The sequence below is a fragment of the Parafrigoribacterium humi genome (assembly GCF_040227205.1).
In the GTDB taxonomy this organism is placed as follows: domain Bacteria; phylum Actinomycetota; class Actinomycetes; order Actinomycetales; family Microbacteriaceae; genus Parafrigoribacterium_A; species Parafrigoribacterium_A humi.
On record NZ_JBELOA010000002.1, the window covers coordinates 299993 to 315275 of the forward strand.

The window sequence follows — 15283 nt, forward strand, 5'->3', positions numbered from 1 at the left end:
AGAACGGGTTCGTTGTTCGTGGGGCTCAACTCGTCGCCTTTCAATGGGTTCGCGTGGACTCCAGCGTATTATCGTCCGCCCGCGCCGCTTTAGTAAAGTTGCTGAACAAATACTGTGTCGGGATGTGTCGCCCGGCAAGACGCCGGTTTCCCGGCCCGTCAGCGGAAAAACCGCGCTGAACCCCCCTATCATTTGGGGCATGGCAGATAACGACGAGGTGAGCGGCGAAGACTCCGCTGACACGCCGTACATTCCGACCGGACCGAGGCGCTCGACCTATACCCCGCCGACCGGTGACTACCCGCCATTGTTCGGCCGCACGGATGCGCCTGCTTCGGAAGAGCACGCTGAGCCGGCGCCAGAACCCATCGTCGAGCCCGCCTCTGAGCCGCACGCCGACATCGCGCCCGTCTCCGACGCGGGATCACCCGCGGAGACTGAGGCGCCGGCCGCCGAATTGCCCGATCCACCGCGGAGGCGATCGCTGCAGGACGACGAGCTGGTCCGTACGCTCAGCATCGAGATCCAGGAGCCCGCACACACCCTGAGCGCCATCGAACAGCTGCAGGCAGAACTGCAGTTGCGCGACAAGGAGGCACAGGAGTTCTCTGCCTGGGAGCAGCGGATGCGAGCGATCGGCACTCCCGAGGCACTCGAGACCATTGCCGAGGTGGTTCCGGAGTTCACAGGGGTGATCCCGATCATTCCGGTCGGACAGCAGCAGGCGGAACAGGCTCAGCAGCCGGAGTCCGAGGCGACCCCGCCGCACGCGTTCGTGCATCCGGAGCAGTTCCCACCTCCTCGCGCGGAGGAGCGCGTGGAGGTTCCCTCGGAACGTGAACCGAATCTGAGCGACCACATCGTGTTCGTACCGCCGTGGTTGGCCGGGACCGGGTCGGAAGCGGACTCCGCACCACAGCCTGCGCCGGGCGAGACGACCGACATCACGCCGGACGCAACCGACGTCGCTCCGGATGACGCCGACCCCGCTTCGGACGATGTGCTCGGGCCGGATGCGCCAGTCGACGCGAGCGAACCCGCACCATTGGATGCGTCTGCCCCGCACGCTGGGCCAGCCGCTCCGATCGTCTATGAACTTGTGGATCCGCGGTCCACAGAGTCGGCGGTGGCGCAGCCTGCGCCGGTCGACTCCGAAGACGCCCCAGCAGAGCCGTCGGCAGGCGAACCCGCTGAACAACCCGCTGAACAACCCTCTGAACAACCCGCTGAGGGACTCGCAGGGCCACCGGCGGAACAACTGGCCGAGCAGCCGACGGAACGGGTGCCCGATGCGTTCGACACACTCCTTGCGGGTGGCAATGAGCCCGAACCTTCTTCCGAGAACTCGCTGCCATTGGTTCCTCCTATCGAGCCCTCTCCCGCAGACACCTCGATGCCCACGCCAGTCGCCGCGGGAGAGCGGGCGCGCACAGAGGAACAGGAGCCGGGCGCCCCGGGTGAGGAGCGGGCGAAAGCTCGGGTATTCAGCATCGAGTTGAGCGCAGAGGAGGCCACGCCGGTCGCGCTCCGTGCCGGGCATGCTGCGCGGATGTTCTGGCTGTGGTTTGCGACAAATTCCTCCGCGGTTTCGATAGCCTTCGGCGCCGCGCTCCTGGGCCTCGGGATGAGCCTGCGCCAGGCGATCCTGGCGGCGTTCATCGGTGTCGCGATCTCATTCCTGCCGCTCGGTCTCGGCACGCTCGCGGGCAAGTGGAGTGGCCAGCCAACCATCGTGGTCTCTCGAGCCACTTTCGGCGTGGTGGGGAACATCGTCCCCGCGATCCTCGCTCTCGTCACGAGGCTGTTCTGGGGAGCTGTGCTGCTGTGGCTGCTTGCCATGTGTACCGCGCGCATCCTCGTGGGTGCATCCCTCAGCGGCGCGCTGGATGAAACTCAGGTGGGCTACATCGTGGCGACCGTGGCGGTCGCACTCGCTTTCGTGATCGCCTTCTTCGGCTACCAGCTGTTTGCTCGCGTGCAACTCGTGCTCAGCATCGTCTCCGGAGTGCTGATTCTCGGACTCTTTGCGATCACCTGGCAACGGATCGACTTCCGGTCGGCGCTCACCGTGGGCGACGGCCCCTGGATTCTCGTGGTCACGGGCACGGTCCTCGTGTTCAGCTTTGTCGGACTGGTCTGGGCCAATGCCAGTGGCGACCTTGCACGATACCAGCGCACTTCGAGTTCCGGCGCATCCGCGTCCCTGTGGGCGTCATTCGGCGCCACTCTTCCCGCGTTCTTGCTCATCGCCTATGGCGCGCTGCTCGCCGCATCGAGTCCCGACGCCGCTCGGGGGCTCGTGGCGAACCCCGTCGAGACCATCGCGTCGATGATTCCCGGCTGGTACCCGGTTCCGCTTCTCGCCGTGACGGCGCTGAGCCTTCTGGCCGGCGTCGCACTCAGCCTCTACTCCGGTGGATTCGCGCTGCGTGCCATCGGCATGAGCCTGTCTCGGCATCTCTCTGTCGTGGTCATGGCCGTTGTCGTGTTCGCTGCGACGCTTCTGATGATCCTGTCCGGCGCGGGCGTCTCGGATGTCTTCAGGGATCTCACGACCAGCCTCGCGGTGCCGATCGCGGCCTGGGCGGGCATTTTCGGGGCTGAGGTCATGATCCGCCGGAAGGGATTCCACGAGGAGTCATTGCTGCGCCCCGGCGGCATCTATCCAGGCGTGAACTGGGTCAACCTCGCGATGCTGGTCGTCGCATCCGTCATCGGTTTCGGCTTCACCACAGCACATGTCGCCTGGTTGTCGTGGCAGGGCTACGGTCTCGTTCTCTTCGGTTTCCCGCTCGGAGGCGCGGTCGCGACGAGTGACATCGGTGTGCTCATCGCGCTCGTGCTCGGGCTGCTCACCCCGCTCGCCGCGGGCATCTCGACGGTGCGCCAGCAGGAGCTCGCCGTGGACTGAGGCGAACCTTCGATTCGCTCCACTCGCGGGAAAGTAGACTGTGCAGATGCCTTACACCGTCGCGGAGGTCGATGCCGTCGCCCAGCGCCTGTGGCCGCTGACCGGCGCTGAGGTTTGGGACGCGCCGGGCCTTCTCTCCGGCGATCCCGCTGCCTCCGTGAGCCATATCCTGCTCACGGTCGACGTCGTCTGGGACGTCGTGTCCGAGGCCCTCGACCTGGGTGCCGACCTCATCATCGCCCATCACCCGCTCCTGCTCCGTGGCGTCACCTCAGTGGCTGAGGACAGGTACAAGGGAGCCGTACTCGGATCGCTGATCCGAGGCGGCTGTGCGCTGATCGCCGCTCACACGAACGCGGATGTCGTGGAGACCGGGATATCGGCCGTCCTGGCAGAGCGACTCGGCCTGCGCGATCTCGCGCCGATCACGGCGGGCGAGACCCCGACCAGAGGCATCGGACGCACCGGGCGCCTCGCCGAACCGACCACACTCGGCAGACTCGCGAGGCAATTGGCGGAACTGCTGCCCGCGACCGCATCCGGGATCCGCGTGTCCGGAGACTACGACCGACTCGTGCAGTCGATCGCCCTGTGTGGCGGGGCGGGGGACTCTTTGCTGGCGGAACCCGCCGTCCTCGCCGCCGACGTGTACATCACCTCAGACCTGCGGCATCACCCGGCCTCCGAGGCACGAGAGAACGCACGCCTGCGCGGCGGCCCGGCCCTCATCGACATCTCCCACTGGGCGAGCGAATGGCTGTGGCTCGAAACGGCCGCGGCCGAGCTCAGTGACGCTCTGCCGGAACTGCGGGTGACAGTCAGCGAGACCAGAACCGATCCGTGGGACTTCAGCGTTGTCCAGTAGACGAACCAGCTAGCGAGGGTGTCATGCCGATGAAAGCCAATCCAGACGACCAGGCGCACCTGCTCGAACTCCAGACGCTCGACACGCGCCTGCAGCAACTCGATCACAAGGCGAAGTCGCTGCCCGAGCTCGCGGTGCTCGCGGTGCTCGCGACCGACTCCGAGGCGCTCAAGCAGGACTTCATGACGGCCACGGGCGCCCTCGAGGATGCGCGGCTCGAGCTCTCCAGGATCGAGTCGGATGTCGCTGTGGTCGAGGGCAGGATCGCGAGAGACACCGAGCGGATGCAGGCGACGTCATCCCTGAAGGATGTCGCAGGCTTTGAAGCGGAACTCGCGGGTCTCCGCAGACGCCAGCTCGAACTCGAAGAGACGGAGCTCGAGGTCATGCAGCGAGTCGAAGACCTGCAACTCGCCGCGGATGGCGTTCGGCAGAGTCTCGACGAGACGCGGGCCAGGGTCGCGGAGGTCGAGGCCGAACGGGATGCCGCACTTCAGACAGTCAGCGGCGAACGCGCCCACACTGTAGCGAACCGGTCGACGATCGCCGCGGGGCTGCCGGAGGAACTGCTGGCCTTGTACGAGCGGCAACGCGAGCGGTACGGCTTCGGCGCCTCCCTGTTGCGCGGTGGTGTCTCGAGCGCGAGCGGCGTCAAGCTCAACGAGAGTGACATGGCGACGGTGCGCGCTGCGGCCCCCGACGACGTGTTGATCTGCCCCGACAGCAACGCGATCCTGGTACGCACAAACGAATCGGGACTCTAGCCTGCGGCACCTCTAGACTGGAGACGAATGGGCCGGCAAGACGGTCGCGTCGCCGTAGTTCTCCTGGTGAGGGTGCGGCGCCGAGGAACGTCCGGGCTCCGCAGAGCAGGATGGTGGGTAACGCCCACCCGGGGTGACCCGCGAGAAAGTGCAACAGAAAGCAGACCGCCACTGTGCTGTTTCCGAGAGGAGACACACGGCGGTAAGGGTGAAACGGTGGTGTAAGAGACCACCAGCGGTTCGTGTGAGCGAGTCGGCTAGGTAAACCTCGTCCGGAGCAAGGTCAGACAGAAGGCGTTACGGGTTGCTCGCCCAGTCTTCGGGTAGACCGCTAGAGGTGTGCGGCAACGTACATCGTAGATAGATGACCGTCCAGCATCGCAAGATGGGGACAGAACCCGGCGTATCAGTCGGCCCATTCACCAGTGACGCCCACGTCTGTGGGGACAGCGGGTCATCGCCCGGTTGCGAGTGCTGCGGCGCCCAGGATTCCGGCATTGTTGCGGAGTTGAGCCGGGACGATGGGCGTGGCGAGATCGAGCAACGGCAGAAAGTCCTCGAACTGCTTGGACACGCCGCCGCCGACCACGAACAACTCCGGTGAGAGATACGCCTCGAGGCGCGAGTAGTACTTCTGCAGGCGTTCCGCCCACTCCGCCCAACTGAGGTTCTCGCGTTCTTTGGCCGAGTACGCGGCGCGGGTTTCGTAGTCGACGCCGTCGATCTCGAGGTGACCGAGTTCGGCGTTCGGAATGAGCACACCGTTGTAGATCAGCGCGGTTCCGATGCCGGTTCCGAGCGTCGTCACGACGGTGAGGCCCGTCGCGTGCCTCGCTGCGCCGTACTGGTTCTCGGCGAAGCCCGCGGCATCCGCGTCGTTGACGAAGTGGATGTCCCGCTTGAGTCCGTGCACGAACAGCTGCTCAGCCTCGAGCCCGATCCACTTGTCCGAGACGTTCGCAGCAGAGAGGGTCCTGCCCTTGATGATGATCGCGGGAAAGCAAATGCCCACGGGCCGTTTCTTCGCCGCTCCGCCGAGCTTCTTGATGAGCTTGTGCACCGTCGAGACGATCGCGTCAGGTTCCCCGCCCTGGGGAGTCGGGATCTTGATCCGATCGCTCAGCAACTCGCCGGTCGCTACGTCGACCACGGCTCCCTTGATTCCGGTGCCGCCGATGTCGATGCCCACTGCTGCGTTGCCCATGGTGTCCATTCTGTCGTCAGGGAAGGGTGAGCACTTCGGCACCACGCTCCGTGACCACGAGTGTGTGCTCGAATTGCGCGGTGAGACTGCGATCACGGGTGACGACCGTCCATCCGTCGTCCCACATCTCCCAGTCCTGGCTCCCGAGAGTGAGCATGGGCTCGATCGTGAAGACCATTCCCTGCAGGATCTCCGTGTCGAAGCCGGGGGAATCATAGTGAGGGATGATCAGCCCGGAGTGAAAGGACGTGCCGACGCCGTGCCCGGTGAAGTCCCGCACCACTCCATAACCGAATCGGCGCGCGTACGACTCGATGGCTCGGCCGATCACGTTGACGAGCCTGCCGGGCGCGACCGCCCTGATGCCCCGATTCATCGCCTCTCGCGTCCTCTCGACGAGCGCGACTGCGTCGTCGGACGGTGTGCCGGCGAGGAAGGTGCGATTGCTGTCACCGTGCACGCCGTTCTTGTACGCCGTGATGTCGATGTTGACGATGTCGCCGTCTTCGATCACGGTGTCGTCCGGGATGCCGTGGCAGATCACCTCGTTGACGGAACTGCACAGCGACTTGGGAAAGCCGCGGTACCCCAGGGTCGATGGGTAGGCGTCGTTCGCAACCAGGAAGTCGTGGCCGATCGCATCCAGCTCATCGGTCGTGATCCCGGGTCGGATGCTCGCACCGACGAGTTCGATTGCCTGCGCCGCGAGCTGCCCGGACTCCCTGATCCGCTCGACCGCCTCCGGTGCATACACGTCGGAGTCGCGGAGCGGCGACGGCGCCGCCTTGCCGACATATTCCGGCCGTTCGATATGCTTCGGTACGGCTCTCTGCGGGGAAACGCGCCCGGGTATCAGGTGTCCTTCTGAGTTCCGAGGCATATCATCGACTCTAGTTCGTCGGGAGGTTCTCATGACCGAGTGGTATTACAACATCCGCACCGGCGAGGTCGAGGAAGGACGACAGTCTCTCCCCGCCGACCTCGACGGCCCCTTTGCGACGCGCGAGGATGCGGCCCGCGCGCCCGAGATCATCGCGGAGCGGTCCCGCAGGTGGGCTGCAGAAGACGCGCAGGACGATTGGCACGCCCGGCCGTCTCACTGAGTCCAAGCAGTCTGACTGATTTCTGCTAGATGAGTCCCTGCGCGACCATGGCGTCCGCGACCCGCACGAAACCCGCGGCATTGGCGCCGACGACGTAGTCGCCCGGGTGACCGTACTTCTCTGCGGCCTCGTAGGCTGCCTTGTGCACGTCGCACATGATCTCGCGCAGCTTGGACTCACTCGCATCGAAGCCCCAGCGCTGGCGCGAGGCGTTCTGGCTCATCTCGAGTGCGGATGTCGCGACGCCGCCGGCGTTCGCGGCCTTGCCCGGGCCGAAGAGCACCCCGGCCTCGTGGAAGACCTCGACCGCGGTCGGAGTACAGGGCATGTTTGCGCCCTCAGCGACGGCAATGGCGCCGTTCTTCACGAGAGTGCGAGCGTCGTCCACATCGAGTTCGTTCTGGGTCGCGCTCGGAAGCACGATCTGTCCTGGAACATCCCACACCCGACCGGAATTGATGAAACGTGCGCCCGGGCGGCGAACGGCGTACTCCGAGACGCGAGCGCGCTCGACTTCCTTGACCTGCTTGAGCAGTTCGACGTCGATACCGGCCTCGTCGACGATATAGCCGGACGAGTCCGACGCGGTGATGGCCCTACCGCCGAGCTGCTGGATCTTCTCGATCGCGTAGATGGCGACGTTGCCCGAACCGGACACGATCGCGGTCTTGCCGTCGACGCTGTTGCCCTTGGTCGCGAGCATCTCCTCGGCGAAGAAGACCGCACCGTAGCCGGTGGCCTCCGTGCGCACCTCCGCGCCGCCCCAGAGCACGCCCTTGCCCGTGAACATCCCGGACTCGTGCCGGTTGGTGAGGTGACGGTACTGCCCGAACAGGTAGCCGATCTCACGACCGCCGACGCCGATGTCGCCGGCGGGGATGTCGGTGTGCTCGCCGAGGTGGCGGTAGAGCTCGCTCATGAAGCTCTGGCAGAAACGCATGATCTCGAAGTCGGACTTGCCGTGCGGGTCGAAGTCCGAGCCGCCTTTGGCTCCTCCGATGCCCTGGCCGGTCAGCGCGTTCTTGAGGATCTGCTCGAAGCCGAGGAACTTGATGATTCCGAGGTTGACGCTCGGGTGGAAACGGAGGCCGCCCTTGTACGGCCCGAGTGCCGAGTTGAACTGCACCCTGAAGCCGCGGTTGACCCGTACCGTGCCCTGGTCATCCACCCACGGGACCCTGAACATGATCTGTCGCTCGGGTTCGACGAGGCGGTCGAGGACACTGCGCTCGACGTACTCGGGGTGCTTCGCGAGCACCGGCGCAATGGACTCCAGCACCTCGAGAAGGGCCTGGTGAAACTCTGGTTCGCCCGGGTTTCTCGCCAGCGTCCGCTCGTAGACAGCACGGATTTCAGTAGGAAGCGCAGGGTGCATGGATAACTTTCGTACTAGGGAATAGGAAAGGCGCACCTCGCGACGGTGAGAGGGCTGTGTATTCAGAGACTACTCGTACTCGTGTTCCGGGGCAGGATATTTCCCGTCGGCGACGTCCTCGCGGTAGGCCTTGACCGCGTCCGTGAGTATGCCGCTGAGGTTTGCGTAGCGCTTGACGAACTTGGGGATGCGACCGGTGGTGAAGCCTGCCCAGTCCGTCCAGACAAGCAGTTGGCCGTCGACGTGGGGGCCGGCCCCGACGCCGATTGTGGGTATCGTGAGCTCCCTGGTCACGCGTGCCGCGACCTCCGAAGGCACCATCTCGAGCACGACCGCGAAGGCGCCCGCGCCTTCAACCGCGTGTGCGTCGGCGACGAGCTGTTCCTCGCCCGAGCCACGACCCTGGATGATATGGCCGCCGAGTCCGTGCTCGCTCTGGGGCGTGAAACCGATGTGTCCCATGACCGGGATGCCCGCGGAGACGATCCTGCGGATCTGCTCGGCGCTGCGCACACCGCCTTCCAGCTTCACCGCGTGCGCGTGTGTCTCCTTCATGAATCGGAACGCCGTGTGCAGCGCCTCTTCCGGACCGGATTCGTAGGAACCGAACGGCATGTCCGCGACCACGAAGGCACGGCTCACGGCCCCCGCGACGGCTCGGGCGAGCGGGATGAGCTCATCGACCGTCACGGGAAGCGTCGTGTCGTGCCCGAAGACATTGTTGCCCGCCGAGTCGCCCACGAGAAGGAAATCGATGCCCGCCTGGTCGAAGATGGCGGCGCTCAGCTGGTCGTAGCTCGTGAGCCCCGTGATCTTGATGCCGTTCTCTTTCGCGGCCTGGAAGTGTCTGGTGCGAACCCGCTTGAGATTCGCCTGTGCTGCCGCTGCTGCTGGGTCAGTCATGCAGCGATTCTAGTCAGTGTGCTTTTGTCGGATGAGACGTGATCGGAAGACGGCGGTCGCGACCGAAGGCCATTCCACTGATCTTCGGACCGATCGCACCCTGCCTGCGCTTCCATTCGGAACGGTCGACGAGCGTCGTGACGAGGGCGACCGTGTCTGCGTCGAAGCCCGCCGCGATGATCTCGCCCGCCCCGAGCGCGCGGGTGATGTACGCATCCAGAATCTCGTCCAGCACCTCGTAGGGCGGCAGTGAATCCTGGTCGGTCTGGTCTGGTCGCAACTCGGCGCTCGGCGGCTTTTCGATCGAGTTGACGGGAATCGGGGGAGTCTCGCCGCGCGACAGGGCGAACTCGTTGCGCCAGCGAGCGAGCTCCCAGACGAGGGTCTTCGGCACGTCCTTGATCGGCGCGAATCCGCCCGCGGAGTCACCGTAGATCGTCGAGTACCCCACGGAGATCTCTGTCTTGTTACCCGTGGTGAGAAGCAGGTGTCCGTGCTGGTTCGACAGGCCCATCAGTACGACGGCCCGCACCCGCGCCTGCAGGTTCTCGGCGGCGAGACCGTCCAGACCGAGCTGCTGCTCGAAGGGCAGGACGAGATCGGCAATGGGTTCCACGCTGTAGTGCAGTCCGACGCGCTCCGCGAGTTCGTCGGCGTCAGAACGCGAGTGGTCCGAGGAATAACGGCTCGGAAGCGACACCGCATACACGGAGTCCGGGCCGAGCGCATCGACCGCGAGCGCCGCGCACACGGCCGAGTCGATACCCCCGGAGAGCCCGAACACGACCGATCGGAATCCGTTCTTGCCCACGTAGTCACGGAGTCCGAGCACGAGCGCATCCCAGAGCTGTTGACGGTCGTCCGGGAGCAGCGCGATGTCGCTCGGGATGGGTGGGGCCGGCTTCTCCGCGGAATCCAGCGCTACGCGCACGACGTGGTCTGGAAGCGCCGCATCGGTCGCCTCGGCCGGATCGACGTCCACGATCAGGAGGTGCTCTGTGAACTGCGGAGCGCGCGCGAGGATGGCGCCGCTGCCGTCGACGACAACGCTGTCGCCGTCGAAGACCAGGTCGTCCTGTCCGCCGACGAGATTCACGTAGGCGACGATGGTGTCTGTCTCGGTCGCCCTCCTCGTGACGAGCGGAAGTCGCACTTCGTCTTTGTCTCGCTCGAACGGCGATGCATTGATGACGACGAGGAGGCCGGCGTCCGCGGCGAGCACCCTCGCAACGGGCCCGCCGTCGCGCCACAGGTCCTCGCAGACGAGCAGTGCGACGTCGACGCCCTTGATGCGCACCACGAGGAGCTCGTCGCCCGGAATGAAGTTGCGGTACTCGTCGAAGACCGAGTAGTTCGGGAGGTGGTGCTTCGTATAGCTCGCGGCGATCTCACCCCGGTGCAAAACGCTTGCCCGGTTCTGGGCGATCGCGGTCGGCGCGTTGCTCGTCCCCATGAGTCGAGGGGTGAAAGGGCCGTCTGCGTGACCGACGATGACCGGAAGCTCGCCGAGCCCGGCGTCCGCGAGCCGCCTGGCCAGGGCGCGCACGGCGGCATGGTTGTCTGCGAGAAAGCCCGCGTTGCCCGCCAGATCCTCGATCGGGTAGCCGCTGAGCGCCATCTCCCCGAAAGCGATGAGATCGGCTCCGGCGTCGAACGCTCGCCTCGCCGCCGCCACCACCTGGTCTGAGTTGGCTGCGAGGTCGCCCACGATCGGGTTTGTCTGGGCGAGCGCCAAGCGAAGTCGGGGCATAGCCACTAGCCTAATAGCGGGGTTCGGCCCCGATTGATTCGCCGTATCGTGCTCGAAACCGAGGAGCCCATGGACAAGCAGCGTGACTTCGTTCTTCGCACAATCGAGGAGCGCGGAATCAAGTTCGTCAGGCTCTGGTTCACGGATGTCATCGGCACCCTGAAGTCCGTGGCGATCGCGCCCGCAGAGGTGGAGGGTGCGTTCTCCGAGGGACTCGGATTCGACGGATCCGCCATCGAGGGACTCACCCGGTCGTACGAGGCGGACATGCTCGCTCACCCGGACCCGACCACGTTCCAGATCCTGCCGTGGCGCAATGAGGTCGATCCAACCGCCAGGATGTTCTGCGACATCACCACGCCTGACGGGCAACCTGCCGTCGCCGATCCTCGCCACGTGCTCAAGCGCACTCTGGCGCACGCCGCGGAGCACGGCTTCACCTTCTACACGCACCCCGAGATCGAGTTCTACCTCCTGAAGAGCTCCAAGTACGGGGCGAAGGGCCCGCAGCCCGTCGACTCAGCGGGGTACTTCGACAACGTGCCCGGCGGTACGGCCCATGACTTCCGTCGTCGCTCCGTGCGGATGCTCGAAGACCTCGGCATCTCCGTCGAGTTCAGCCACCACGAGGGGGGTCCGGGTCAGAACGAGATCGACCTCCGCTACGCAGACGCGCTGACTACCGCAGACAACATCATGACCTTCCGCACCGTCGTGAAGGAGGTGGCGATCGAGCAGGGCGTCTACGCGACGTTCATGCCCAAGCCGATGTCCGCGCATCCTGGCTCCGGCATGCACACGCACATGTCGCTGTTCGAGGGCGACGCGAACGCCTTCTCGGAGGCCGGCGCCCAGTATCAGCTCTCGAAGATCGGCAGGCAGTTCGTTGCCGGGCTTCTCCGGCACGCGCCGGAGATCACCGCGGTGACCAACCAGTTCGTGAACTCATATAAGCGGCTGTGGGGAGGCGACGAGGCGCCAAGCTTCATCACCTGGGGCCACAACAATCGCTCTGCGCTCGTGCGCATCCCGATGTACAAACCGAACAAGGGGCAGAGCGCACGAGTGGAGTACCGCGCGATCGACTCTGCTGCCAACCCCTATCTCGCCTTCTCGCTCATGCTCGCGGCCGGATTGAAGGGCATCGAAGAGGGCTACGAACTGCCGCCGGAGGCCGAAGACAATGTCTGGAGCCTGAGCGACGCCGAGCGACGTGCCCTCGGGTACAGCTCGCTGCCGTCGAGCCTCGACCACGCGGTATCCATCATGGAGGGCTCAGAACTCGTGGCGTCAACGCTCGGTGAGCAGGTGTTCAACTACGTCTTGCTCAACAAGCGTCAGGAATGGAAGGAATACCGGGCCCAGGTGACTCCGTTCGAGCTGCGAAGCAATCTGGAGATGCTCTAGGGCCACGCCGGAGCATCATGACGAGGCATCGCACCACTCTCACCGAACTGGCGAGACTGGGGTTCGCTGAACTCAGTACGGCCTCGGCTCTGCTCGAGGAGACGGATGGTCTCCCGGTCGACGAGTCAGTGCTGCCCCTCTTCGCGACGTGCGCGAATCCCGACCAGGCCCTCAGGATCCTCGTGGCCCTGCACAGGCAGGCGTCATCGGAAATCCACGCGCTACTGGCCTCACCCAGCGCGGCAGCACGACTGCTGCGAGTGCTCGGCGCGTCGTCGGGATTCGGCGAGTTCTTTCAGAGACACCCGGAGGAGCTCTCTGCCCTCGCGTCGGGCACGCCTCGTCCGCTGTCCCTCGCCGAGTACCGCGAGGAGATGACCGCAGCGGCACTCGCTCAATTGGCGCACGGCGAGGACGCCGCGTGGGGCGCGCTGCGTGTGCGCTACCGACGGCACCTGGTCAGACTCACCTCGTTCGACCTTGAACAGACCGACCCGGTTGCGGGAATCGACACGGTCGCGGTGGCTCTCGCTGATCTCGCCGCCGCAGCGCTCGACGCGTCCCTCTCGGTAGCCCGTTCACTCGTTTCATTCTCCGCCGACGAAGTCGTGGAGACCAGGCTTGCAATCATCGGCATGGGCAAGGCAGGTGCTGCGGAACTGAACTACGTGAGCGACGTCGACGTGATCTTCGTCGCCGGCGGCACCGCGGTGTTGGCGACTGAGCGGGCCCTGGACATTGCGACGCAGCTTGCGAAGCTGACGATGCGCGGCATCCACGACTTCGGCACCGAGCCAGGCCTATGGGAGGTCGATGCGAATCTGCGTCCGGAGGGCAAGGATGGTGCGCTCGTACGTACCCTCGAGTCACACATCGCCTACTACGATCGCTGGGCGAAGAGCTGGGAGTTCCAGGCGCTCCTGAAGGCGAGGCCTCTCGCGGGAGACCTCGAGTTGGGCGAGGAATACTGCGCCGCGATCGCACCACGCGTGTGGAGCAGTGCCTCGAGAGAGAACTTTGTTGAGGGCGTCCAGAGGATGCGCGAGAGGGTGACAGCGAACATCCCGAGAGAGGAGTTGGACTTCCAGCTCAAACTGGGTCCCGGTGGTCTTCGTGACGTCGAGTTCACCGTGCAGCTCCTGCAGCTCGTACACGGGCAGACCGACCCCGATGTCCGCCAGGCGGGCACGCTGCCAGCCCTGGCCGCCCTGGCCGAACACGGCTACATCGGACGGGCGGAATCCGCGGAGTTCGCCAGGGACTACCGGTTCCTGCGCCTTCTCGAACACCGCCTTCAACTCACGGAACTGCGCCGCACCCACCTCATGCCGAGTGACCAGGAGTCCCTGCGAGTCCTCGCCCGTTCGACCGGCCTGGCGACGAGTGCCGCGGAGTTGACCGAACTGTGGAGCCGCACGAAGAGTGCCGTGCGAAGCCTTCACGAGAGACTCTTCTACCGACCGCTTCTGTCCGCGGTGGCCGCCCTGCCGGAGGAGGGGTTCTCCCTCACGAGCGAACAGGCCGTCGTCCGCCTGTCGGCGATCGGGTTCCGGGACGCGCGAGGAGCACTCAGCCACATCGCCGCTCTCACCTCAGGCGTGTCCCGCCGGGCCGAGATCCAGAGGCACCTCCTGCCGGTCATGCTGCAATGGTTTGCGGAGGGAGCAGACCCCGACTATGGCCTACTGGCGTTCCGAAGACTCAGCGACGACCTCGGCGAGTCGTACTGGTTCCTCAGGATGCTTCGCGATTCATCCGGGGCAGCGAAGCGTCTCACGAGCGTGCTTGCGGGATCGCGCTTCATCGGCTCGTTGCTCGAGCGAATCCCCGAGGCCGCGGCCTGGTTCGAGAACGAGGAAGAACTCCAGCCTCGCAGCTATGAAGCCCTGCGCGACGAGGCTCTCGCGACAGTGGCCCGGTACGCTGACCCGGATGCGTCCGCCCCCGCTCTGCGCACGGCCCGTCGCCGAGAGGTGTTGCGACTCGCGATCGCGGCCGTGCTCGGCTTAATAGACGTCCAGACGCTCGGACGTTCACTGTCCGACGTGACCACGGCGCTGCTCACCGGCACCCTCGCGGCCCTGCACACGGCGGACGACGGACTCGAGTTCGCGATCGTCGCCATGGGCCGATACGGGGGAGCCGAACTCGGCTTCGGCTCCGACGCCGACGTGATCTATGTCTACAGGCCGACGACGCTGGACGGCAATGCGGCCCAGACGAGAGCGGAAGCCATCGTCTCCGGAATCCTGCGCCTCACGGAAGACCTGCGACTTCCGCTGGATCTCGACATCGATCTCAGGCCGGAGGGCAAGAACGGGGCCGTCACTCGATCGCTCGACTCCTACCGCGCCTACTACAAGCGCTGGTCGCTCACCTGGGAGGCACAGGCGCTTCTGCGGGCACGCGCCGTTGCAGGCGATCCCGCGCTCCAGCGCGACTTCGAGGCACTGGCAGACGAGGTTCGTTTCCCGGAGCAGATAGCGGAGCGCGACGTCCGCGAGGTCAAGCGCATCAAGGCTCGGGTCGAGTCCGAACGTCTTCCCCAGGGTGCAGATCCGGCTCGCCATCTCAAGCTCGGCCGCGGGTCGCTGAGCGACGTCGAGTGGTTCGTGCAGCTCATCGAACTGCAGCACGGTCATGAGGTCGAGGCATTGCGCACGACCTCAACGCTTCGGGCACTCGACGCTGCGGTCGAGGCTGGATTCATCCCGGAAGGCGAGGCGGCGAAACTGCGGGATGCCTGGATCTTCGCCTCGAGGGCCAGGTCTGCCGTGACCCTGTGGACGGCGAAGACCCTCGACGTGCTGCCGGGCGACCGGCAACAGCTCGACGGAATAGCGCGCCTGATGGGTTATCCACCGGGTTCGGCCAACGCACTGGACGACGACTACCTTCGCGTCACGCGGCTCGCCCGGGCCGTCTTCGAGAAACGGTTCTACGGCTGACACGTGTGAGCGCACATGCGAAGGGGGCCGCATCCGTCACGGATGCGGCCCCC

The 15283-nt window shown here is 65.5% G+C and carries 11 protein-coding genes and 1 other RNA gene; 7 read left to right on the top strand and 5 right to left on the bottom strand.

What is annotated here, in order from left to right; genetic code table 11:
- Positions 1-199: 199 nt before the first annotated feature.
- From ABUA28_RS05745 to rnpB, 4 genes are all read left to right on the top strand, one after another.
- Positions 200-2911, top strand: coding sequence for a purine-cytosine permease family protein (locus ABUA28_RS05745; protein WP_349902983.1), 2712 nt, complete (start codon positions 200-202; stop codon positions 2909-2911).
- 46 nt (positions 2912-2957) lie between these two features.
- Positions 2958-3776 carry a Nif3-like dinuclear metal center hexameric protein gene (locus tag ABUA28_RS05750; protein WP_349902984.1) on the top strand — a complete coding sequence of 273 codons (819 nt, stop codon included), beginning with the start codon at positions 2958-2960 and terminating at the stop codon, positions 3774-3776.
- 23 nt (positions 3777-3799) lie between these two features.
- On the top strand, positions 3800-4540 hold the full coding sequence (locus tag ABUA28_RS05755) for a zinc ribbon domain-containing protein (protein WP_349902985.1): 741 nt from the start codon (positions 3800-3802) through the stop codon (positions 4538-4540).
- 28 nt (positions 4541-4568) lie between these two features.
- An RNA gene (gene rnpB / locus ABUA28_RS05760) (RNase P RNA component class A) lies at positions 4569-4962 on the top strand.
- Between the two features lie 32 nt (positions 4963-4994).
- Here rnpB and ppgK read toward each other — a convergent pair.
- On the bottom strand, positions 4995-5753 hold the full coding sequence (gene ppgK, locus ABUA28_RS05765) for a polyphosphate--glucose phosphotransferase (protein ID WP_407075417.1): 759 nt from the start codon (positions 5751-5753) through the stop codon (positions 4995-4997).
- A gap of 7 nt (positions 5754-5760) precedes the next feature.
- Positions 5761-6624 (bottom strand): type I methionyl aminopeptidase, encoded by an 864-nt coding sequence (gene map / locus ABUA28_RS05770; RefSeq protein WP_349902987.1) that lies wholly within the window; start codon positions 6622-6624, stop codon positions 5761-5763.
- A gap of 31 nt (positions 6625-6655) precedes the next feature.
- Here map and ABUA28_RS05775 point away from each other — a divergent pair, with 31 nt between their 5' ends.
- On the top strand, positions 6656-6847 hold the full coding sequence (locus ABUA28_RS05775; protein ID WP_349902988.1) for a hypothetical protein: 192 nt from the start codon (positions 6656-6658) through the stop codon (positions 6845-6847).
- A gap of 25 nt (positions 6848-6872) precedes the next feature.
- Here ABUA28_RS05775 and gdhA read toward each other — a convergent pair whose 3' ends face one another.
- The 3 genes from gdhA to ABUA28_RS05790 all read right to left on the bottom strand — a co-directional run bounded on the left by gdhA (position 6873) and on the right by ABUA28_RS05790 (position 10875).
- On the bottom strand, positions 6873-8222 hold the full coding sequence (gene gdhA, locus ABUA28_RS05780; RefSeq protein WP_349902989.1) for an NADP-specific glutamate dehydrogenase: 1350 nt from the start codon (positions 8220-8222) through the stop codon (positions 6873-6875).
- Positions 8223-8291: 69 nt separating this feature from the next.
- Positions 8292-9125 (bottom strand): 3-methyl-2-oxobutanoate hydroxymethyltransferase, encoded by an 834-nt coding sequence (panB, locus tag ABUA28_RS05785; protein ID WP_349902990.1) that lies wholly within the window; start codon positions 9123-9125, stop codon positions 8292-8294.
- A gap of 13 nt (positions 9126-9138) precedes the next feature.
- Entirely contained in the window at positions 9139-10875 is a 1737-nt protein-coding gene (locus tag ABUA28_RS05790; RefSeq protein WP_349902991.1) for an NAD+ synthase, read from the bottom strand.
- 69 nt (positions 10876-10944) lie between these two features.
- Between ABUA28_RS05790 and ABUA28_RS05795 the strand changes: the two genes are divergently transcribed.
- Complete coding sequence (locus ABUA28_RS05795; protein ID WP_349902992.1) at positions 10945-12282, top strand: glutamine synthetase family protein; 1338 nt, start codon at positions 10945-10947, stop codon at positions 12280-12282.
- A gap of 17 nt (positions 12283-12299) precedes the next feature.
- On the top strand, positions 12300-15230 hold the full coding sequence (locus ABUA28_RS05800; protein ID WP_349902993.1) for a bifunctional [glutamine synthetase] adenylyltransferase/[glutamine synthetase]-adenylyl-L-tyrosine phosphorylase: 2931 nt from the start codon (positions 12300-12302) through the stop codon (positions 15228-15230).
- Positions 15231-15283: the final 53 nt, after the last annotated feature.